Origin of the sequence: Parablastomonas sp. CN1-191 (assembly GCF_049354825.1) — a bacterium.
In the GTDB taxonomy this organism is placed as follows: Bacteria; Pseudomonadota; Alphaproteobacteria; order Sphingomonadales; family Sphingomonadaceae; genus Novosphingobium.
In genome coordinates this window covers 1,078,131-1,099,987 of sequence record NZ_CP186480.1, presented here as the reverse complement: position 1 = coordinate 1,099,987, position 21,857 = coordinate 1,078,131, and the positions used below count along the sequence as shown (strand labels likewise).

The 21,857-nt window shown below is 69.1% G+C and carries 18 protein-coding genes; 12 read left to right on the top strand and 6 right to left on the bottom strand.

Features of this window, described 5'->3' with window-relative positions; translation table 11 throughout:
* Positions 1-25 precede the first annotated feature (25 nt).
* The 6 genes from ACOYW6_RS05515 to ACOYW6_RS05490 all read left to right on the top strand — a co-directional run bounded on the left by ACOYW6_RS05515 (position 26) and on the right by ACOYW6_RS05490 (position 8,939).
* Positions 26-1,267, top strand: a complete 1,242-nt coding sequence (locus ACOYW6_RS05515) for a lipoprotein-releasing ABC transporter permease subunit (RefSeq protein ID WP_423142808.1) — start codon at positions 26-28, stop codon at positions 1,265-1,267.
* Complete coding sequence (locus tag ACOYW6_RS05510) at positions 1,260-1,964, top strand: ABC transporter ATP-binding protein (RefSeq protein WP_423142807.1); 705 nt, start codon at positions 1,260-1,262, stop codon at positions 1,962-1,964. Before ACOYW6_RS05515 ends, ACOYW6_RS05510 begins: the two co-directional genes overlap by 8 nt.
* A complete protein-coding gene (locus ACOYW6_RS05505; protein WP_423142806.1) occupies positions 1,961-2,455 on the top strand; it encodes a glutathione peroxidase in 495 nt (164 codons plus the stop codon). The genes ACOYW6_RS05510 and ACOYW6_RS05505 overlap by 4 nt, the downstream gene beginning before the upstream one ends.
* Before the next feature lie 59 nt (positions 2,456-2,514).
* Complete coding sequence (gene dnaE / locus ACOYW6_RS05500; protein ID WP_423142805.1) at positions 2,515-5,991, top strand: DNA polymerase III subunit alpha; 3,477 nt, start codon at positions 2,515-2,517, stop codon at positions 5,989-5,991.
* 76 nt (positions 5,992-6,067) lie between these two features.
* Entirely contained in the window at positions 6,068-7,678 is a 1,611-nt protein-coding gene (locus tag ACOYW6_RS05495; RefSeq protein WP_423142804.1) for a long-chain fatty acid--CoA ligase, read from the top strand.
* Between the two features lie 91 nt (positions 7,679-7,769).
* Positions 7,770-8,939: a GAF domain-containing sensor histidine kinase gene (locus tag ACOYW6_RS05490; protein WP_423142803.1), complete on the top strand. Its 1,170-nt coding sequence runs from the start codon at positions 7,770-7,772 to the stop codon at positions 8,937-8,939.
* Here the strand turns inward: ACOYW6_RS05490 and ACOYW6_RS05485 are convergent.
* The 4 genes from ACOYW6_RS05485 to ACOYW6_RS05470 are packed head-to-tail and all read right to left on the bottom strand — an operon-like array spanning position 8,936 to position 13,147.
* Complete coding sequence (locus ACOYW6_RS05485; protein WP_423142802.1) at positions 8,936-10,018, bottom strand: PA0069 family radical SAM protein; 1,083 nt, start codon at positions 10,016-10,018, stop codon at positions 8,936-8,938. The two genes, ACOYW6_RS05490 and ACOYW6_RS05485, sit on opposite strands and share 4 nt — an antisense overlap.
* Positions 10,019-10,058: 40 nt before the next feature.
* Complete coding sequence (gene moaB / locus ACOYW6_RS05480; RefSeq protein WP_423142801.1) at positions 10,059-10,595, bottom strand: molybdenum cofactor biosynthesis protein B; 537 nt, start codon at positions 10,593-10,595, stop codon at positions 10,059-10,061.
* Positions 10,585-12,351, bottom strand: coding sequence for a lytic transglycosylase domain-containing protein (locus ACOYW6_RS05475; RefSeq protein WP_423142800.1), 1,767 nt, complete (start codon positions 12,349-12,351; stop codon positions 10,585-10,587). The genes moaB and ACOYW6_RS05475 overlap by 11 nt, the downstream gene beginning before the upstream one ends.
* Positions 12,352-12,406: 55 nt before the next feature.
* Positions 12,407-13,147, bottom strand: a complete 741-nt coding sequence (locus ACOYW6_RS05470; RefSeq protein ID WP_423142799.1) for a hypothetical protein — start codon at positions 13,145-13,147, stop codon at positions 12,407-12,409.
* A 79-nt stretch (positions 13,148-13,226) separates the two neighbouring features.
* Here ACOYW6_RS05470 and ACOYW6_RS05465 point away from each other — a divergent pair, with 79 nt between their 5' ends.
* From ACOYW6_RS05465 to ACOYW6_RS05440, 6 genes are read left to right on the top strand one after another with little or no spacing between them, the layout of a single operon-like run.
* Positions 13,227-14,876, top strand: a complete 1,650-nt coding sequence (locus ACOYW6_RS05465; protein WP_423142798.1) for an electron transfer flavoprotein-ubiquinone oxidoreductase — start codon at positions 13,227-13,229, stop codon at positions 14,874-14,876.
* Positions 14,877-14,884: 8 nt separating this feature from the next.
* Complete coding sequence (locus ACOYW6_RS05460) at positions 14,885-15,691, top strand: 4-(cytidine 5'-diphospho)-2-C-methyl-D-erythritol kinase (protein WP_423142797.1); 807 nt, start codon at positions 14,885-14,887, stop codon at positions 15,689-15,691.
* Positions 15,688-16,410 (top strand): N-formylglutamate amidohydrolase, encoded by a 723-nt coding sequence (locus tag ACOYW6_RS05455; protein ID WP_423142796.1) that lies wholly within the window; start codon positions 15,688-15,690, stop codon positions 16,408-16,410. The genes ACOYW6_RS05460 and ACOYW6_RS05455 overlap by 4 nt, the downstream gene beginning before the upstream one ends.
* Before the next feature lie 59 nt (positions 16,411-16,469).
* Positions 16,470-18,335: a dihydroxy-acid dehydratase gene (gene ilvD, locus ACOYW6_RS05450; protein WP_423142795.1), complete on the top strand. Its 1,866-nt coding sequence runs from the start codon at positions 16,470-16,472 to the stop codon at positions 18,333-18,335.
* Complete coding sequence (locus ACOYW6_RS05445) at positions 18,332-19,723, top strand: NAD(P)H-hydrate epimerase (protein WP_423142794.1); 1,392 nt, start codon at positions 18,332-18,334, stop codon at positions 19,721-19,723. The genes ilvD and ACOYW6_RS05445 overlap by 4 nt, the downstream gene beginning before the upstream one ends.
* Entirely contained in the window at positions 19,720-20,928 is a 1,209-nt protein-coding gene (locus tag ACOYW6_RS05440; RefSeq protein WP_423142793.1) for a class I SAM-dependent RNA methyltransferase, read from the top strand. The genes ACOYW6_RS05445 and ACOYW6_RS05440 overlap by 4 nt, the downstream gene beginning before the upstream one ends.
* Here ACOYW6_RS05440 and ACOYW6_RS05435 read toward each other — a convergent pair.
* Together ACOYW6_RS05435 and ACOYW6_RS05430 are read right to left on the bottom strand one after the other, a co-directional pair.
* Positions 20,925-21,359 (bottom strand): MAPEG family protein, encoded by a 435-nt coding sequence (locus ACOYW6_RS05435; protein ID WP_423142792.1) that lies wholly within the window; start codon positions 21,357-21,359, stop codon positions 20,925-20,927. The two genes, ACOYW6_RS05440 and ACOYW6_RS05435, sit on opposite strands and share 4 nt — an antisense overlap.
* Positions 21,356-21,790, bottom strand: a complete 435-nt coding sequence (locus ACOYW6_RS05430; protein WP_423142791.1) for an MAPEG family protein — start codon at positions 21,788-21,790, stop codon at positions 21,356-21,358. Before ACOYW6_RS05430 ends, ACOYW6_RS05435 begins: the two co-directional genes overlap by 4 nt.
* Between the last annotated feature and the right edge of the window lie 67 nt (positions 21,791-21,857).

Here is a 21,857-nt window from a genome sequence, read left to right as displayed (position 1 = left end):
TCCTTCCAGCCGCCGCGAGCTTTTCTTGATCCTCAATTCCTTCGAGCGCACGATCGCCAAGCGTTACCTCGTGCCCGGCCGGGGCGAGGCCTTCATCGCCGTGGTCGCCGGCATCAGCCTTGGCGCAGTGATGCTGGGCGTGGCCGCGCTCGTCATCGTGATGAGCGTGATGAACGGGTTTCGCGCCGAACTGATCGACAAGATCGTCGGCCTCAACGGCCATGCCATCATCCAGGCCTACGGCGGCCGGCTCGACAACTGGCAGGACGTGCTCAAGGAAGTCCGCGCGACGCCGGGCGTGGTACGCGCCTCGCCGCTGATCGAGCAGCCGCTGCTGGCCACCTTCAACGGCCGGGTCGAAGCCGTGCTGGCGCGCGGCAACACCGCCGAGGACATCGCCCGCATCGGGCCCAACGTGAAGATGGGCAACCTTGCGGAGGTCAAGCCGGAGGCCGGCACCGTCGCCATCGGCACGCGCCTGGCCGAAAACCTCGGCGCGCGGGTGGGCGACACCATCACGATCATCAATCCGCAGGGCCAGGCGACCCCGTTCGGCACGGTGCCGCGCCAGGTCGGCTACAAGATCGCCGCGATATTCGAGATCGGTATCTACGATTACGACCAGTCGTTCGTGGTCATGCCGATCTCCGACGCGCAGCAACTGCTGCTCATCGGCGACCAGATCGGCATGATCGAGGTCAAGACCACCGATCCCGAGAAGGCGACCGAGATCCTCGCCCCGCTGACACAGAAACTGCGCGGGCAGGCCGTGGTCAGCGACTGGAAGACGATCAACGCCAGCCTGTTCGAAGCGCTGGCGGTAGAGCGGGTGGCGATGTTCGTTGTGCTCAGCCTGATCGTGCTGGTTGCCGTGTTCAACATCCTGTCGTCGCTGATCATGCTGGTGCGCGCCAAGACGCGCGACATCGCGATCCTGCGCACGATGGGGGCGCCGCGTAAGTCGATCCTGAAGATCTTCGTCACCACCGGCTTCACCATCGGCGCACTGGGGACGATCGCGGGACTGATCCTGGGTGCGATATTCCTGTATTTCCGCCAGGGCGTGGTCCGTGCGATCGAGGTGCTGACCGGGCAGAACCTGTGGGATCCGTCGATCCGGTTCCTGACCGAGCTGCCCGCGCGCAGCGATCCCAAGGAGATAACCGCCATCGTGGTGATGAGCCTGGTTTTGTCATTCCTGTTCACGCTCTACCCGGCCTACAAGGCGGCGAGCACCGATCCTGTGCAGGTGCTGCGCTATGAATGACGTTCAGGCGCCGCGCGGCGCGACAACAGTCGTCCAGCTGGCGGGTCTTACCCGCAGCTTCGAGCAGGGCGGGGTCCGCATCGACGTGCTCAAGGGCGCCGACCTCAAGGTCCGCGCCGGCGAGATCGTCGCGCTGCTGGGGCCGTCGGGTTCGGGCAAGTCGACGCTGCTTCAGGCTGTCGGCCTGCTGGAAGGCGGCTTCGGCGGCCAGATCCTGATCGACGGGACCGAGGCGGCGAAACTCGACGACGAGGGCCGCACCGCGCTGCGCCGGGATTCGATCGGTTTCGTCTACCAGTTCCACCACTTGCTGCCCGACTTCACCGCGCGCGAGAACGTGATCCTGCCGCAGCTGGTGGCAGGCCGCGCCGCCGCCGATGCCGACGCCCGCGCCGCCGAATTGCTTACCGTGCTGGGGCTGGGGGCGCGGCTGGACCACCGGCCCAGCCAGCTTTCGGGGGGCGAGCAGCAGCGCGTGGCGGTGGCCCGCGCGCTGGCCAACAAGCCGGCGCTGGTGCTGGCCGACGAACCCACCGGCAACCTTGACGAAAGCACTGCCGACAAGGTCCTGGCGCAGTTCGTCGAGCTGGTGCGCGGGCAGGGCAGCGCGGCGCTGGTGGCGACGCATAACGAGCGCCTTGCCGCGGCGATGGACCGCGTCGTGCGGCTGGTCGAGGGCAAGCTGGTCGAGGGATGACGGACATGCCGCAGACGATCGATGATTTCGACGCCAGGCTCGCCGGCGGTGAGCGGGTCAACCTGGGCGACAAGCTGGGCAAGGTCGTGCTGGTGGTCAACACCGCCTCGCAGTGCGGCTTCACCCCCCAGTACGACGGGCTGGAAAAGCTGTGGCAAGACTACAAGGACCGCGGGTTCGAGATCCTGGCCTTTCCGTGCAACCAGTTCGGCGGGCAGGAGCCGGGCAGCGCCGAGGAGATCGACGCGTTCTGCCGCCTCAATCATGGCGTGACCTTTCCGCTGATGGCCAAGATCGACGTCAACGGCGCGGGGGAAGAGCCGCTTTACCACTGGCTCAAGGCGTCGGCACCGGGCCTGATGGGGACCAAGGCGATCAAGTGGAACTTCACCAAGTTCCTGATCGGCCGCGATGGCAGCGTGGTGCGTCGCTACGCCCCGAGCGACAAGCCCGAGGCTCTGGCCAAGGATATCGAGGCGCTGCTGCAATAGCCGGGCAATTCCCCGCCCGCGCGGTTTGCGAATCGCGCCCCGGCCGCTAGCGTCGAGTGATGGCCTTCGTCCCCTTCGTTCCGCTGAGAGTGCTGTCGAGCTACTCGATGCTGGAAGGCGCGATCGACCCCAAGGCGATCGCCAAGCTGGCCAAAGAGCGCGGCTTTCCCGCCATCGCGATTTGCGACCGCAACGGGCTTTACGGCGCCATTCCGTTCGCCGCCGCCTGCCGCGATGCCGGCATCCAGCCGATTATCGGCACGCTGCTGGGCGTATGCCGGCCCGACCACGCGCCGGGAGCCGGCACGATCGACTGGCTGCCGCTTTACGCGCAGGACGAGGACGGGTGGAACAACTTGTGCCACCTGGTCAGCCGCGCGCACCTCGACCGCCCGCTGGAGCTTGAGCCCCACGTCACCTTCGCCGACCTGGAAGGGCGCACCGGCGGCCTGATCGCGCTGACGGGCGCGGGCGAAGGCGCGCTGGCGCGGCTGCTGGCGGATGGCCGGGGCGAGGCCGCAAGCGAATACTGCGCCGCGCTGGAGGGCCTGTTTCCGGCCCGGCTCTACCTCGAAGTCTCCCGCAGCGGCGATGCGGCGATGGAAGCTGCCGAAACGGCCCTTATCGACCTCGCCTATGCCCGCGACCTGCCGCTGGTGGCGACCAATCCCGCCTACTACGGCGAGCCGCATTTCTACGGCGCCCACGACGCGATGTTGTGCATCGCCGCCGCGACCCACATCGATGCGGCCGACCGCCCGCGGTCGTCGCGCCAGGCCTGGATCAAGTCGGGCGAGATGATGGCGGAGGCCTTTGCCGACTTGCCCGAAGGCATCGCCAACACGCTGGTCGTCGCCCAGCGCTGCGCCTTCGCGCCGCCCAAGCGCAAGCCGATCCTGCCCAGCCTGGCCGGCGATGCCGAGGGCGAGGCCCGGATGCTGGCCGAAGACGCCCGCGCCGGGCTGGCCGCGCGGCTGGAGCCCTACGGCGAGCTTTCCGTTGAGGAGCGCGCCGCTTATGCCGAGCGGCTCGAGTTCGAGATCGATGTCATCAACCGCATGGGCTTCGGCGGCTACTTCCTGATCGTTGCCGACTTTATCAAGTGGGCCAAGGCGCAGGACATCCCGGTCGGGCCGGGGCGCGGATCGGGCGCGGGCAGCGTGGTGGCCTGGGCGCTGACCATCACCGACCTCGACCCGCTGCGGCTGGGCCTGCTGTTCGAACGCTTTCTCAATCCCGAGCGCGTCTCGATGCCGGACTTCGACATCGATTTCTGCGAAACGCGCCGCGGCGAGGTTATCCGCTACGTCCAGAAGAAATACGGCCACGATCACGTCGCCCAGATCATCACCTTCGGCAAGTTGAAGGCCCGCGCGGTGCTGCGCGACACGGGGCGCATCCTGCAGATGAGTTACGGCCAGGTCGACCGGCTGTGCAAGCTGGTGCCCAACCACCCGACCGACCCGTGGACGCTGCCGCGGGCGCTCAACGGCGTGGCCGAGTTCAAGCGCGAGTACGACCAGAACGACGAGGTCAAGCGACTGGTCGACCTGGCGATGCAGCTGGAAGGGCTGCCGCGCAATTCCTCCACCCACGCCGCCGGCGTCGTCATCGGCGATCGTCCGCTGGCGAAACTGGTACCGCTGTACCGCGATCCGCGATCCGACATGCCGGTTACCCAGTTCGACATGAAATATGTCGAGGATTCGGGCCTGGTGAAGTTCGACTTCCTCGGCCTCAAGACCCTGTCGGTGCTCAAGAAGGCGATCGAGCTGCTGGCCCGGCGCGACATCCAGATCGACCTTGGGGCGCTGGCGTGGGACGATCCGGCGGTCTACCGCCTGCTCCAGTCCGGCGACACGGTGGGCGTCTTCCAGCTTGAATCGGAGGGCATGCGGCGAACCCTGGCGGCGGTGAAGCCGACCAGTTTCGGTGACATCATCGCGCTCGTGTCGCTGTACCGGCCCGGCCCGATGGACAACATCCCGCTGTTCGGCCAGCGCAAGAACGGCCAGGCCGCGATCGAGTATCCGCACCCCAAGCTGGCGGGCATCCTGGGCGAGACTTACGGTATCTTCGTCTACCAGGAACAGGTCATGCAGGCCGCGCAGATCCTGGCCGGCTATTCGCTTGGCGATGCCGACCTGCTGCGCCGCGCGATGGGCAAGAAGGTCCAGGCCGAGATGGACGCGCAGCGCCAGCGCTTCGTCGACGGCTGTGCCGAGGTTTCCGGCATCGACCGCAAGAAGGCCGACGAGCTGTTCGACTTGATCGACAAGTTCGCCGGCTACGGCTTCAACAAGAGTCACGCGGCCGCTTATGCGCTGCTGGCGTACCAGACCGCGTGGCTGAAGGCGCACTACCCGCACGAATTCTTCGCCGCGTCGATGTGCTACGACATGCACCAGTCGGAAAAGCTGGCGATCTTCGTCGACGACATGCGGCGCGCGAAAGTCGCGCTCGAGGGCCCCGACATCAACCGCTCGGAAGCCGAATTCACCGTCGAGCGCACCGACGAAGGCCACGCGGTCCGCTACGCCCTGGCTGGCCTGCGCAACGTCGGCGAGAAGGCGATGGACGCCATCGTTGCCGAGCGCGAGGCCAAGGGCTGGTTCGAAAGCCTAGAGGACGTGTTCCGCCGCGCCCCGCCGGGATCGATGAACCGCCGCCAGTTGGAAGCGCTGGGGGCAGGCGGCGCGTTTGACGCGCTCGAGCCCAACCGCGGCAAGGTCGTCGCCAGCGCCGACATCCTGCTGGCGGTCGCCGACGAGGCCGAGCGCAGCCGCACCAGCGGCCAGGCCGCGCTGTTCGGTGGCGACGATCATGCCCAGCCGGCGCTGCGCCTGGCCGAGGCCGAGCCGTGGAGCCGGGCCGAGCAGATGGCGAAGGAGCGCGACGTGTTCGGCTTCTATTTCGCCGCCCATCCGGTCCAGCAGTTTCACCAGGTCGCCAGCGCCAACGGCGCGCGCAGCCACGCCAGCCTGATCGAGGGCGGGGTCGCCGGCGGCGGACGGATGCCCGCGGTGATGGCGGTGCTGATCGAGGGCGTGAACCGCCGCCGCACGCGCAACGGACGCGATTTCGTGGTGGCGTCGTTCTCGGACCAGACCGGCCAGTTCAGCGCCTCGTGCTTCGAGGAATCGCTGGTCGAACCGCTGACGCGCTGGGCTGCCGACCAGACATGCCTGCTGCTCAGCGTCGAGCTCGACGCGCCGAGCCCGGAGGAGCCGCCGCGCATCACCGTGCGCGGCGCCCGCCCGCTGGCCGAGGTGACCAGCGCCGCGGCGATGGTGCTGAAATGTGATGTCGAGCGGGTCGAGGCGCTGGCCGAGCTTGCCGCCATGCTCGAACCCGGCGGCCAGGGCGAAGTGCTGGCGCGGCTGCGGACGGGCGGCGACGACGAGCCGCTGGTGCGCCTGGGCCGCGGTTTCCAGCTTGACGGCGACCTGGCCGAGACGCTGTCCGCGATCGAGGGCCTGGCCAACGTGGCGCTCACCGCCAAGCGGTCGAGCGGGCACTTGCGCCTCGTCGCATAGCGCCTTCGCCAGCGATCGCTTGCCTTCGGCCGGCCTTCTTGCTTGGTTGCCCGAAACGCGCACAAGGATGCCGACTATGCTGGGAGCAATGCAGGACTGGGACCTGCGGGTTACGCACCTGATCGATCACGCCGCGCGCGAGTACGGCACGCGCGAAGTCGTGACCCGCTGGGCCGACGGCAGCGAGACGCGCAGCGACTGGTCCGGCATCCGCCGCGACGCGCTGAAGATGACCCAGGCGCTGCGCCGGCTGGGCATCGGCCGGGGCGACCGGGTGGCGACGCTGGCGATGAACCACGGCCGGCACCTGGTCAGCTGGTACGGCGCGGTGGGCGTAGGCGGGGTGCTGCACACCATCAATCCGCGGCTGTTCGAAGGCCAGCTCGAATATATCGCCAACCACGCCGAGGACCGCGTCCTGATCTACGACGCCGCCTTCGCGCCGGTGGTCGAGGCGATGAAGCCGCGCTGGACCACGATCGAGCATTACGTCTGCTACGATCCGCATCCCGGCATCGCCGACATCGGCTTCGAGGACTGGATCGGGGCCGAGGACGGCGAGACCGAGTGGGCCGGCGGCGACGAGCGCGACCCCTGCATGCTGTGCTATACCAGCGGCACGACGGGTGATCCCAAGGGCGTCCTCTACGAACACCGCTCGACCATGCTGCACGCCATCACCGGGCTGCAGCCGGCGATCTTCGATTTCGACGCGCGCAGCGTGATGCTCCCGGTGGTGCCGATGTTCCATGCCGCCAGTTGGGGCCTGCCGTGGTCCGGTGCGGCGGCCGGCATCAAGTTCGTGTTCAGCGCGGTCAACGACGCGAAAGTGCTGTGCGATCTGATGCAGCGCGAGAAGGTCACCCATTCGGCCGGTGTGCCGACCGTGTGGCTGGCGATGTTCCAGCACATGGACGCGACCGGAGAGACGCTCCCGGCGCTGCGACAGGCGGTCATCGGCGGGTCGGCCGCGCCGCGCTTCATGATCGAGCGGCTGATGCGCGCAGGGGTCAACGTCGCCCACGCCTGGGGCATGACCGAGACCAGCCCGGTCGGGACCACCGGGGCCAAGACCGCCGACTGGGATGACCTGACGTTCGACCAGCAGGTCGACATCAAGGCGCTGCAGGGGCGCGTTTCCTTCGGCGTCGAACTGCGCACGGTCGACCTCGGCGATCCCGCCATTGTCCTGCCGCGCGACGGCGTGAGCAGCGGCGCGCTGCAGGTGCGCGGGCCCTGGGTGATCAAACGCTACTTCAAGGCCGATCGCGACGCGACCGATGCCGAGCAGTGGTTCGATACCGGCGACGTTGCCATCCTCCACCCCGATGGTACGCTGCAGCTCACCGACCGGACCAAGGACGTGATAAAGTCCGGCGGGGAGTGGATCAGCTCGGTCGAGCTGGAGAACGCCGCGGTTGGCCATCCCGCCGTGGCAGAAGCCGCCGCCATCGGGATCGCTCATCCCAGGTGGGACGAACGTCCGATCCTGGTGATCGTCAGGAAGCCCGGCAGCACCGCGACCGCGGAGGACATCCGCGCCTTCCTTGCCGGCAAGGTAGCCCGCTGGTGGCTTCCCGACGCGATCGAATTCGTCGACGCCATTCCCCACACGGGCACCGGCAAGATCAGCAAGAAAGACCTGCGCGATCAATTCCGTGATTACCGCCTCAGCGATGCGGCGTGACGACCGGTGACCGGCGCGCAGGGCCGGCATGTCGCGCTGGCCGGCGCCGCCACTCGGCCGTAGACTGCCTGGCGCACGCAGGGGCCATGCCATGAAGGATCACCGGGGCGACATAGAGGCGATCGGGCGCATCGACGCGATCCCGACCATGCTCGACGTGATCTGCCGGACCACCGGGATGGGCTTCGCCGCGGTCGCGCGCGTCACCGAAGATCGCTGGATCGCCTGCCAGGTCCTTGACCTGATCGCCTTCGGGCTGACCGCGGGCGACGAGCTGGAAGTCGAGAGCACGATCTGCCACGAAATCCGCCAGACGCAGGCGCCGGTGGTGATCAACCACGTTGCCCAATCCGACCTCTACCGGGACCACGCCACGCCGCTGCGCTATGGCTTTCAAAGCTACATCTCGGTCCCGATCCGCACGTCGGACGGCGCGTTTTTCGGAACCTTGTGCGCGATCGACCCACGCCCGGCGCGGGTGGAAAATCCCGAGACGATCGGAATGTTCGAACTGTTCGCGCAGCTGATCGCGCGCCAGCTCGAAGCGGACGAGCAGCTGCTTTCGGCGCATCGCCAGATCGCCGACCAGCAGAGCCTGGCGCAGCTGCGCGAACAGTTCATCGCCGTGCTCGGGCACGACCTGCGCAATCCGATCGCGTCGATCGACGCCGGCACCCGCACCCTGGCGCGCACCCCGCTGGACGAGCGCGCGGCAGCGGTGTTGAACCTTATGCAGGGCAGTGTGCGGCGCATGAAGGGCCTGATCGACGACCTGATGGACTTCGCCCGCGGCCGCCTTGGCGGCGGACTGGCCCTGCACATTTCGGCCGAGGAGCCGCTTGGCCCGGTGCTCGAGCAGGTCATCAGCGAACTGCGCTCTGTCCACCCGGAGATCGCGATCGCCACCATTGGCGACTGCGGCGCGCCGTTTGCGTGCGATCGCCAGCGCATCGGACAGCTCCTTTCCAACCTGCTGGGAAACGCGCTGACGCACGGTGCGCAAGGCGGGCGGGTGGAGATCGAGGCGCGCCGCCAGCCGGGCGAATTCACGCTCGCGGTGCGCAACACCGGTCCGAAAATCGCGGCCACCGCGCTGGACGGCCTGTTCGAGCCGTTCGTGCGTGCGCAGGCCGACTCCGGCGAGCAGGGGCTGGGGCTGGGGCTCTACATCGCGGCGCAGATCGCGCAGGCCCATGGCGGCCGGATCGACGTATCGTCGACCGATGCCGAGACCGTCTTTACCTTCCGGATGCCCTGCTAGAGCAGGCTGAGCTGGCCGTCGGCGGCGGGGCGGCGGAAGCCGCTGCAATCAAGCTCGAGCCGTGCCGCGTTCATGCCCAGCCGGCGGGTGGCGATGCGAAAGCGGGCGCGGAACAGCTCGGCCCAGGTGCCCTGCGGCTTCATCCGGGTAAAGAACGAGGGATCGTTGTCCTTCCCGCCGCGGATCGAGCGGACGATGTTCATCACCTTGTCGGCGCGGTCGGGGAAATGCGTCGCCAGCCACTCGCGTACAAGCGGTGCAACCTCGTGCGGCAGGCGCATCACGATCCAGCTGGCAGAGGTGACGCCGCGCGCGGCGGCTTCCTGCAGGATCGCTTCCATGAACGCGTCGGTGACCGCGGGAATGACCGGCGCCACCGATACGTGCGCGGGCACGCCCGCGGCGACCAGTTGTTCGAGCGCATCGAGCCGCCGGGCCGGGGCGGAGGCGCGCGGTTCCAGCAGGCCCGACAAGCGCGGGTCGAGGCTGGTGACCGAGATGCCGACCGCAACCAGCCCCAGCGCGGCCAGTTCGCGCAGCAGGTCGATGTCGCGCACGACCCGCGCCGACTTGGTCGTGATCGTTACCGGGTGACGGCACTCGATTGCTACCTCGAGGATTTCGCGGGTGATCCGGAAGCGCGCCTCGATTGGCTGATAAGGATCGGTGTTGGTGCCCATCGCGATCGGTGCCGGCTTGTAGCCGGGCTTCGCCAGCGTTTGGCGCAGCAGCTGCGCGGCGTTGCGCTTGGCGAACAGCCTGGTCTCGAAATCGAGGCCGGGCGACAAGTCGTGATAGGCGTGCGTGGGCCGCGCGAAGCAATAGATGCAGCCATGCTCGCAGCCGCGATAGGCGTTGATCGAACGGTCGAAGGGAATGTCGGGCGACTGGTTGAAGCTGACGATCGTGCGCGGCGTCTCGATCGTCACCTCGGTGCGCAGCTTCGGGCCGGGTCCGTCGATGTCCTCCCGCGCGTCGAGCCAGTCGCCGTCGGCCTCACGCGTGGCGAGGCCGAAACGCGTGGGCACCGCGCCCGATTGGGCGCCGCGCCCGTGGACGGGCCGAGTCGGAGCGGACATGAGCGGAACATAACAGGAACGACTGCGGCGTTCCAGTCGCTCAGGTCTCGCGCAGCCGCGGCATCAGCTGAACGAAGTTGCAAGGCCTCGTCCGGCTATCGAGCTGGGGGGCAAGGATGTGGTCCCAGCCGTCGCGGACCGCGCCGTTCGAACCTGGCAGCGCGAAGATGTAAGTCCCATCGACTAGTGCGGCGCAGGCGCGCGACTGGATCGTGCTGGTGCCGATGCTCGCGAAGCTGATCCAGCGGAACAGCTCGCCGAAACCGGGGATGTCGCGCCCGCCGCGGGCGCTGCGCAGACGCTCCAGCGCCTCGGGCGTGACGTCACGCCCGGTCAGGCCGGTGCCACCGGTCGATATGACCGCGTCGATCGCGGAATCGTCGGCCCAGGTGCCGAACTGCGCCGCCACCGCGGCGGCATCGTCGCGCACGATCGTGCGCGCCGCCAGGACGTGACCGGCGTCTTCGATCCGCGCGGCGAGGATATCGCCCGAGGTGTCGTCCGCGGGCGTGCGAGTGTCCGAGACGGTCAGCAACGCGATGGCGACGGGGACGAAGCGCGCGTCCTCAGCGGGCACGGCCGCTCCCGTCGGGAGAAAGGCGGACCGCCTTGCTGCCCGACAGTCCCGGGAAGGTCGGCCACAGCCCCTCGGCCAGCGCGGTTCGGCTTTCGGACGGGCCGCCCGCCTGGCGTTCGTACATCCAGTAGTTGCGCAGCACGATGTTCACGTAGCCGCGCGTCTCCCAGTACGGCAGCGATTCGATCCACAGCAGCGGGTCGCCGCCGTCGCGCACCTGGCTGTTCCAGCGCGACACGGGGGCAGGGCCGGCGTTGAACGCGGCGATCACCTTGGGCAGCAGACCCTGGGTGCCCGAATTGTCGCGCAGCGCAATCAGGTGCTCCTGCCCGAAGGCCAGGTTGACTTCGGGCCGGGCGAGGTCGGACGCGCTGCCCGCCACGCCGATCGCCGCCGCCCGGTCGCGCGCGGCGGCGGGCATGATCTGCATCAGGCCGCGTGCCCCTGCAGGGCTGACCGCGTCGGTGCGGAACACCGATTCCTGCAGCGTGTGCGCATAGACCAGCGCCGGATCGACCTTCCAGCCGCCCGACGGCGTCCACTTCGGCGTCGGGAAGCGCGCCGCCGGTTCGGCGCGGGCGCCCACCGGCGTGTTGTAGGCCATCCACAGCTGGGTCGAAGGCAGGCCGAGGTCGCGTGCGAGGCGCGACAGCGGCTGGTATTGCGACGCCCCGCCGATCCGTGCCTGGTAGCGCAGGACTTCGTCGGCAAGACCGTCGCGCCCGATCTCGACCAGCGCCACGGCGGCGCGCACCGCCGGGGTATCGCGAAGCGAGGCCCAGTCGTTCGGTGTGAAGTCGGCCCCGGCGTGCGTCTCGGGAATTTTCATTCCGAGCTGCTCGGCCGCCAGCATCCCGTACAGCGTTTCATCGCGCGCGGCGGCCAGGCGCAGCGGCGCGGCGGCGGCTTCGGGCCGGCGGCAGCGGATCAGGGCGCGGGCGTTCCAGTAATGGCCAGCGGCGGTCAATTCGGGATTGTCGGCGAGCTGGGCGACGCGCGCGAAGGCGTCCGAGGCGCCCTGGCAATCGTCGAGGCGGAAGGCAGCGAGCCCGGCGGTCCACCACCCTTCGGCGACCCACGAACCGGCCCCTTCGGCCGCGGTCTGCGCCAGGGCGTAGGCGGCGGCGGGGTCGTTGCCGATGAAGAAGCTCCACGCCACCCGCTGGCGCCATTCGGCCCGCGCTTGCGGCGAAAGCTGGGCGTCGATGCCGTCGAGAAGGACGCGCGCCGACATCGGATCGTCGTTCTTGATCCGGTCCAGGATCTGGGCCGAGATCGCCGCCGGCATCGTCCCGTCGTTGACGCTGCGCGGCAACACGCGGCGCGGCATCGCCGGCTGGCCGACCAGGCGCTGCGGCGCCGGCGTGGTCAGCGCCAGCGCGCCGCCGCGCTTGGCCGCCAGCGCGGCGATCTGCTCCGCCTGCGGCAGCCCGGCGCCGGTCGGCATCCAGGCGGCCAGCGCGTCGAGCTCGATCTTCGGAGATGTCGGGGCGAGGAAGTATTCGGCGCGCGCGACCGCGTGAAGCGGTCCGTCGGGCTTCTGCGCCAGCAGCGCCTGCACGCCGGCCCAGTCGCCCGCGTCGATCGCGGCGAAGACCTGGCGATAATAAGCCTTCTCGTCGGACGACAGCAGCGTCGGCACCACCGAGTTGCTGGCGCGGTTGCGGAAATAGTCGATCGCGGCGCTGTTGGCCGACGCCGCGGCCGGCACGATCGCCGCGCCAAGCGCCAGCGCCGCACAAGCGCGCCTCAGCATCTTTCGCGTCGTTCTCATCTCCGTCCAGACCCCGTTCTGTCCCGGGGGCCGACCGCTAGCGCGAAAACGCGAGCCAGCGCTGCCAGAACCCCCCCTTGCGTCCCGGCCTGGCAATCATGGCCGCGAGTGACGGCGCATCGAGTACCGGGAACGGCGTGCGTTCTGCGTTAACGACCCCCAGATTGCCCGGATTTTGCGCCGGATCGTTGCCCAGCAGCGATGGAATGTTGGATCCGAACGCGATGATCCGGCGCGGCTGCACCAGCCGGGCATGATGGGACAGCACCGCACCAAGCCCGGCTGCGCCCAGCGCCGCCCAGTCCGGCATCGCCATGCAGCGCGGCAAGGCACTGGCGCGGTAGACCTGCGCGGGGTCGATTCCGGCGGCGGCCAGGAACGCGTCCAGGAGCCGTCCTTCGGGGCCGGACAGCAAGACGTCGCCGTCCTCGCGCTCGGGATGGTCGACCACGATCATCAGGTCGGCGGCGGCCGGGCCGCGCGGAGCGACACGGCCGGCCAGCGGGCCGACGTCAAGGGTCGGTTCGGCCAGCCACCACGGCGCAAAGGCGTCCAGCGTGGCGGGCCACAAGGCGCGGTCGCCGCCCATCTGCGGCGCGGGCGGCGGCGGCGGGGCGGCAGCAGGCGGGCTGACCGCGGGCTGCTCGTCCGGTTCGTCGGGGGCGAGCCAGTGCACCGGCTCGTCGACAAAAGCGTGACTGACGCCGGCATCGCGCCACCAGTCGAGCGCGCCGCCGAGCGCCTGTTCGTACGGGGTTGGGTGGGCGTCACGGGGCACCAAGCGGTCTTGACCTGTCGGCGGCGGGCTTTCAAGGCCAAGCGACACATCCACGCGGATGAGGGGGACGGAGACCGCCATGAGCGAACGCGAATCGATGCCTTACGACGTTGTCATCGTCGGTGGCGGCCCGGCCGGCCTGGCCGCGGCGATCCGCCTGAAGCAGGTTTCGCCCGATACCTCGGTCTGCATCCTGGAAAAGGGCAGCGAGATCGGCGCCCATATCCTCTCCGGCGCGGTCGTCGATCCCAAGGCGCTCGACGAACTGCTGCCGACCTGGCGCGATGACGGTTGCCCGATGGCCCAAGTGCCGGTGACCGACAACTGGCACTGGGCGATGACCCGGACCGGCAAGTGGTCGATCCCGCACTGGCCGATGCCGCCGTTCATGTCGAACGAGGGGAACTATACCGGGAGCCTGGGCAACTTGTGCCGCTGGCTGGCCGGCGTGGCCGAAAACCTGGGCGTCGAAATCTTTCCCGGCTTTCCCGCCGCCGAAGTGCTCTACGACGATGCCGGCGCGGTGCGCGGCGTGGCGACGCAGGACATGGGCGTGGCGAAGGACGGCAGCCACAAGGGCGATTACCAGCCCGGCATGGAGCTCCACGCAAAGTACACGCTGTTCGCCGAAGGTGCGCGCGGCAGCCTGACCAAGCAGCTTAAGGGCAAGTACGACCTCGAGAAGGACTGCCAGCCGCAAGTCTACGGCCTGGGCATCAAGGAATTGTGGGACATCCCGGCCGACAAGCACGTGCCCGGCCGGGTCATCCACACCCAGGGCTGGCCGTTGTCGGAAAGCGACAGCTGGGGCGGCGGGTTCCTTTACCACCAGGCGAACAATCAGGTCGCGCTCGGGTTCGTCACGGCGCTCGATTACAAGAACCCCTACGTCTACCCGTTCGAGGAATTCCAGCGCTGGAAGCAGCACCCGGAAATCCGCGCGATCCTGGAGGGCGGGCGTCGTGTCAGCTACGGCGCGCGCGCCATCAACGAGGGCGGCTGGCAGTCGGTGCCGCAACTCGCGTTCCCGGGCGGCGCGCTGATCGGGTGCAGCGCCGGCTTCGTCAACGTGCCGCGGATCAAGGGCAGCCACACCGCGATGAAAAGCGGCACGCTGGCGGCCGAATCCATTGCGGAGGCGATGGCCGCCGGGCGTGCGAATGACACGCTGGACCATTATGACAGCGCGGTGCGTTCAAGCTGGATCGCGAAGGAACTGAAGCAGGTCCAGAACGCCGAGCCGCTCGTGGCGAAATGGGGCGGGGACCTGGGCACGATCCTGGCCGGCGCCGACATGTGGCTGCGCACCCTGCTGGGCTTCGGCATCTGGAAGCCCATGAAGCACCACTGGGACAGCGAGGCGCTGCAGCGTGCCGACCTTTACAAGCCGATCGCCTATCCCAAGCCCGACGGCGTGATCAGCTTCGACCGGCTGTCGAGCGTGGCGCTGAGCTTCACAAACCATGCCGAGGACCAGCCGGTGCACCTCAAGGTCGCCGACATCGAGCTGCAGAAGGTCAGCGAGCTGGGCGTCTTCGCCGGCCCGTCGACACGCTATTGCCCCGCCGGCGTCTACGAGTGGCTCGAAGGCGCCGACGGCGAGCCGAAATACCAGATCAATTCGCAGAACTGCGTCCACTGCAAGACCTGCGACATCAAGGATCCCAACCAGAACATCACCTGGGTCACGCCCGAGGGTGGCGGCGGCCCGAACTATCCGAACATGTGACGCGCGCGATGCGCGAGACCGCCTATGCAAAGCTGAACCTTGCGCTGCACGTGCGTGCGCGGCGCGATGACGGCTACCACAAGCTGGAAACGCTGTTTGCCTTTGTCGAGGCGGGCGACACGCTGGTTGCGACGCGCGCCCCGGCCGACCGGGTGACGCTGAGCGGCGCGTTCGCGGACGCAATCGGCGATCCGTTCGGAAACCTCGTGGCCCGCGCGCTCAACGCGCTGCCGCGGAGCGAGGGGATCGCCGTCGCGCTCGACAAGGCGCTGCCGGTGGCGGCGGGACTGGGCGGCGGCTCGGCCGATGCCGGCGCGGTGTTCCGTTTGGTCGAGGCGATGCACGGCTTGCCCACGGACTGGCGCACGCGCGCGGCGAAACTCGGCGCCGACGTTCCCGCCTGCGTGTTGTCAGAGGCGTGCATCGGTCGCGGCACCGGGACCGAGCTCGAACCGGTGACGAATGATTTGGCGGGGACGCCGGTGCTGCTGGTCAACCCGCGCGTCGCCATGCCGACTGCCGAGGTCTTCGCCGGTTGGGACGGCGAGGATCGCGGCGGCCTGGTCAAGGGTTCGATGCGCGCGATGACGCAGTGGGGCCGTAACGACCTCCAGCCTGTTGCCGTGGCCTTGCGTCCGGAGATCGGCACCGTCCTCGACGCGCTGGAAACCACCGATCCCTGGGCTGCACGGATGAGCGGGTCGGGCGCAACCTGTTTTGCGCTTTACGACAGCGAGGAGGCGATGCGGGCGGCGTCTGCGCAGATCGCCGACAGTTTTCCGGCATGGTGGCGGCTGGAGACGCGTCTGCGATGAAGGAAGACGCGTTTCGTCTGGTGGGCACGCCGCGCTTTGGCGGCATCCTGGTGGTATCCGACCATGCATCGGCCCGCGTCCCTGACGACATCGCGCTGCGGGTCGACGATGCGGTGCTGTCGCGGCACGTCGCGGTCGATATCGGCGTGGCCGAGGTGGCAACGATCATGGCGGCGCGCGCGGGGATCGCCGCCTTGCTTGGCAATGTCAGCCGGCTGGTCTGCGACCTCAACCGTGAACCGGAAGCGCTGGCACTGGTGCCGGAGACGAGCGACGACATCGCCATACCGGGCAATATCGGTGCGGATCGCGCTGCGCGGATAGCGCGCTTTCACACGCCGTATCACGCTGCGCTGGAAGACCTGCTGCAGGCGGTGCCGCCGGCGCTGATCGTGTCGCTGCATAGCTTCACGCCCCGCCTCGCAAGCGGCGGTGCGCCGCGTCCGTGGCAGGTCGGCCTGCTATATAACGAGGACGAGCGCGCCGCGCGGCTGGCCATTCCGTTGCTGGAGGCCGAGGGCCTGGTGGTCGGTGACCAGCAGCCATACTCGGGCCGCGACCTCAACTATACGATGAACCGCCACGCCGAGGCGGACGGGCGGCCCTACATGGGCATCGAGGTCCGCCAGGACGAGATATCCGACCCGGCCGGGCAGGCGGCATGGGCCGAGCGGCTGGCGCGAATAAGCAACGAAGTGGCGTTGAAGCTCAGCGATTAGCGGTGTAGGGCGCCCTCGAGCGCGCAATTTGCGCAACGATCTTGCCGGAAGCTTCTGTCATGCCCCCCTACCGATCGCGCACGTCGACCCATGGCCGCAACATGGCCGGCGCGCGCGGTCTGTGGCGCGCGACCGGCATGAAGGACGGCGATTTCGGCAAGCCGATCATCGCGGTGGTCAATTCGTTCACCCAGTTCGTGCCCGGCCATGTCCACTTGAAGGACCTGGGCCAGCTGGTGGCGCGCGAGATCGAGGATGCCGGCGGCGTCGCCAAGGAATTCAACACCATCGCGGTCGATGACGGCATCGCGATGGGCCACGACGGGATGCTCTATTCGCTCCCCAGCCGCGAACTTATCGCGGACTCGGTCGAATACATGGTCAACGCCCACTGCGCCGACGCGATGGTGTGCATATCCAACTGCGACAAGATTACGCCCGGAATGCTGATGGCGGCGCTGCGGATCAACGTGCCGGTGGTGTTCGTCTCGGGCGGGCCGATGGAAGCAGGCAAGATCGTGCTGAAGGGCAAGGAAGTCGCGCTCGACCTGGTCGACGCGATGGTGGCCGCCGCCGACGAGGACCACTATAGCGACGAGGACGTCGCCGCGATCGAACGCTCCGCCTGCCCCACCTGCGGTTCGTGCAGCGGCATGTTCACCGCCAATTCGATGAATTGCCTGACCGAGGCGCTGGGCCTGTCGCTGCCGGGCAACGGCTCGGTCCTCGCCACCCATTCCGACCGCGAGCGCCTGTTCCGCGAGGCCGGGCGCCTGGTGGTCGACTTGTGCAAGCGCTGGTACGAACAGGACGACGACAGCGCGCTTCCGCGCACCATCGCCGCCAAGCCCGCGTTCGAAAACGCGATGAGCCTCGACATCGCGATGGGCGGATCGACCAATACCGTGCTGCACCTGCTCGCCGCCGCGCAGGAGGCCGGGCTCGATTTCACAATGGCCGATATCGACCGCCTGAGCCGCCGCGTGCCATGCCTGTCCAAGGTGGCGCCGGCCAAGGCCGACGTCCACATGGAGGACGTCCACCGCGCCGGCGGCATCTTCGCGCTGCTGGGAGAACTGGACCGTGCCGGGCTGCTCGACACCGCCGTGCCGACCGTCCACGCGCCGACGATGGCGCACGCCATTTCGCAGTGGGACATCGCACAGACCAATGCCGAAAGCGTACGAACGTTCTACCGCGCGGCGCCGGGCGGCGTGCCGACCCAGACCGCGTTCAGCCAGTCACGCCGCTGGGACGAACTCGACCTCGACCGCGAAGGCGGCGTCATACGCTCTGCCGGGCACGCCTTTTCGCAAGACGGCGGGTTGGCGGTGCTGTTCGGCAATATCGCCCGCGATGGCTGCATCGTGAAGACCGCCGGCGTGGACGAATCGATCCTCAAATTCTCCGGCCCGGCGCGGGTTTGCGAGAGCCAGGATGCAGCCGTTACTGCGATCCTGACCGGGCAGATCGCGGCCGGCGACATAGTGGTAATCCGCTACGAAGGGCCCAGGGGCGGGCCGGGAATGCAGGAAATGCTGTACCCGACCAGCTACCTCAAGTCGAAGGGCCTGGGCGCGCAGTGCGCGCTTCTTACCGACGGGCGTTTCTCGGGCGGGACCAGCGGTCTTTCGATCGGCCACGTCAGCCCCGAGGCGGCCGAGGGCGGCGCCATTGCCCTGGTCGAGGACGGCGACATCATCGAAATCGACATCCCCGCGCGCACGATCCACCTGGCGGTATCGGACGAATTGCTGGCCGCGCGCCGCAGCGCGCAGGCCGCCAAGGGGTGGCAACCGGCCAGGCCGCGTGCGCGCAAGGTCTCGGCCGCGTTGCAGGCCTACGCGGCGCTGACGACCAGCGCCGCGCGCGGCGCGGTTCGCGACGTGACGCAGCTTGAAAGGCGGTCTACGGGCGAAGCGTGAAGCGCGCATTCTCCCAGGTCCTGACCGCCGCGCAGATGCGCGCAGCCGAGCAGGCGCTGATCGGCGCCGGCACCGGGGTGTCCGAACTGATGGAACGGGCCGGCCGCGGCGCCGCGGACTGGGTGCGCCGGGTCGCCGTGGGCCGCCCGGTCACCGTGCTGTGCGGGCCGGGCAACAACGGCGGCGACGGCTATGTCATCGCGCGCGCACTGCGCGAGGCGGGACTGGCGGTGCGCGTCGTTGCACCGTTGCCCCCGGCGACCGACGCGGCGCGCGCCGCGCAGGCAGCCTGGGGCGGAGGAACCGGCACGCTGGCGCGCGGCGGGGTTCTGGTCGACGCCCTGTTCGGCACCGGGCTTGCGCGCCCGCTTGGCACCGCTTTGGCCGAACTGCTTTGCGCCGCGGCGCGCGAGCATGAATTTCGCATCGCCATCGACCTCCCCAGCGGCATCGACGCCGACCGCGGCGAGCCGCTCGATGACGGACTGCCCCCGTTCGACCTGACCCTGTCGCTGGGGGCCTGGAAGCCGGCGCATTGGCGGATGCCGGCGATGACGGCGATGGGCGAACGGCGGCTGGTCGACATCGGCATCGAGCGCGTCGCTGGGGCCGCAAGGCTGCTAAGCCGGCCTGTCCTTCATTCGCCCGCAATCGGCGCGCACAAGTACACGCGCGGTTTCGTCGGCGTGGTCGGCGGGGCGATGCCCGGCGCCGGCCAGCTTGCCGCCGAGGCGGCGATGCACGGCGGGGCAGGCTATGTGAAGCTGTTCGCCGACGCCTGGCCGTCGCAGCCCTCGCCCGAGTTGGTGGTCGAGGGCGGAGACTTGCGCGACGTCGTCGCCGATCGCCGTCTCGACGTGCTGCTGGTCGGGCCGGGGCTGGGGCGCGGCGAGGTGTCGCATCAGCGCCTGGCCGCCGCGCTGGCTCGCGAACTGCCGACGGTGGTCGACGGTGACGCGCTGATGCTGCTCGATCCTGCGCTGCTGTCGGGCCGCCGCGAAGGATTGGTGCTGACCCCGCACGCGGGCGAACTGGCCGCGCTGTACCGGGCGCTGGAGATCGAGGCGGCCGATCCGCTCGAACGCTTGCGCGCCCTGGCGCACGACGCGCGCGCGGTCGTCATTGCCAAGGGCCCCGACACCGTCATCGCGGCACCCGACGGCGCGTTGACCTTTACCACCGGCGCACCGTCCTGGCTTTCGATCGCCGGCAGCGGCGACGTGCTGGCCGGGCTGGTTGCCAGTCGCATCGCGGCGGGCCGCACGCTGTTCGCCGCGGCCGAAGAAGCGGTGTGGCTGCACGGCCGTGCCGCCCGCATCGCCGGACCCGCCTTTGCCCCGCGCGGCCTGATCGCCGCGCTGCCCCCAGCCATTTCGGAGTGCCTGTGAGCCTCGACCAGACCCGTGAAGAGATCGTCCGCGTTGCCGCCAAGGGCGACGGCGTGACCGCCAGCGGCCGCCATGTCGCGATGGCGGCGCCGGGTGATACGCTCGAGCCCGACGGCACGCTGACGCACGGCCTTCACCATGACGTACCGCCCTGCCGCCACTTCGGCACGTGCGGCGCCTGCCAGCTCCAGCACCTGGACGACGAGGCGCTGGCCGGGTTCGTTACCGACCGGGTGGTCCATGCCGCCGCCGGGCAGGGACTGGAACCTGCAGTGGTCGCGCCGCCGCACGTCTCGCCGCCGCGCAGCCGCCGCCGGGCGACGCTCCACGCCGCCAGCCAGGGCGGCAAGGTTGCGGTCGGCTTTCGCGAGGCGGCTTCGCACCGGATCGTCGACATGACCGAGTGCCACGTGCTCGTGCCCGAACTGTTCGCGCTGGTGGCGCCACTGCGGCAGGTGCTGGCGCGGCGCGGTGGGCGCATCGCGGCCGACATCGCGATGACGCTGGCCGACCAGGGCGTCGACCTGGCGATCAAGGGCCTTAGCGTCGAAGGACTGGCCGAGACGGAGGCGCTGATCGATTTTGCCCGCGCCAACAAGCTGGCGCGGCTATCGATCGACGGCGGCTTTGGGCCCGAAAGCCAGTGGGAACCGGAACCGGTCACGATCACGCTGGGCGGTACCCCGGTCGGCTTGCCGCCCGGCGCTTTCCTGCAGGCGACCGCCGATGGCGAAGCGGCGCTGGCGGCTGCCGCGCGCGAATGGCTGGCCGGCGCCGACACCGTCGCCGACCTGTTCGCGGGGCTGGGAACGTTCGCGTTCGCGCTGGCGGGCGATAGTGTCCGCGTGCTGGCGGTGGAGGGGGATCGCACCGCGCATTTCGCCTCCAAGGCGGCGGGACTGCGGACGGGCGGACGGGTATTGGCGCTGCACCGCGACTTGTACCGCAATCCCATGCTGACCGACGAGATCGACCGCTTCGCCGGGGTGCTGCTCGACCCGCCGCGCGCCGGCGCGCGCGAGCAGGCCGAGCGGCTGGCGGCAAGCCGCGTGCCGCGCGTGGCCTACATCAGCTGCAACCCGTCATCATGGGCGCGCGATGCCGCCGTCCTGGTGGCGGGCGGCTATCGCCTGGCGGAACTGCGTCCGGTGGGCCAGTTCCGCTGGTCGACCCACGTCGAGCTGGCCAGCCTGTTCGTGCGCTAGGCCGCGAAGACGGCGATCAGGCCGTGAAGGATCAGCGCGGCGAGCGCGAGTTGCGACAGCACATAGAGCAGGAACCGGACCGAAACCTTGTTCCACAGCGTCTGCACCAGCGAGTGCGCGATCCGCAGCGTGACGAACGCCCAGCCCAGCGCGGCGTTGATGCCGTCGCCCTGGCCGATCATCGCCAGGACCAGCGCCGCGGCATAGAACACGGTGGGCGCTTCGTGCAGGTGGTTGAAGTTGTCCGCCTTCCACTGGACCTGTGGCGGTACGATCTTGCCGGCATCGCGCCCCGTGCCGCCGGTCAGCGTGCCGATGTCGATTCCCGCGGATTTCAGCGCTGGGATTCGCGTCGCCACCATCCACGCCCAGACGACGAGCGTCCACGCCGCCAGGACCAGGACGGGCCTCAGGATGTCCATGCCGATCATGCGGTCGCTCCCGGAAGGTCGAACAGTGCCAGTTTGGCGGCGTGGAACGCCAGCACCGCCAGGCATAACGTCGACAGCGCGAACAGCGTGAAGCGCAGCGGCAGGCGGTTGACAGTCGCCTGCCAGATCGAGTGGACGACGCGAAGGACGACGTAGAGCCACGCGAACAACACGTCGAGCGGGCTGGGCCCCATGATCGCCAGCATGACGACCACCGCGTAGAACAGCGTCGGTTGCTCCAGCAGGTGCGAATAGTTGTGCGAGGGCCAGTTGACGCGGTCGTCCACCTTGCCTTCGAGGTCGGCGCCGCGGCCACCGGGCTTCATCCTGCCGAAACCGCCGGCTGCCTTGATCGCCGGCGCGCGCACGGCGCTGAGCCAGACGATCATGACCAACGTCCACAGCACCAGCACGGTTGCCGGTGCCAGCATTTGCGCCTGCATCCTCGATCTCCCCCCAAGTATCCGCGCGCAGAGTGCCGCAGCGGCGCCCGCTTGG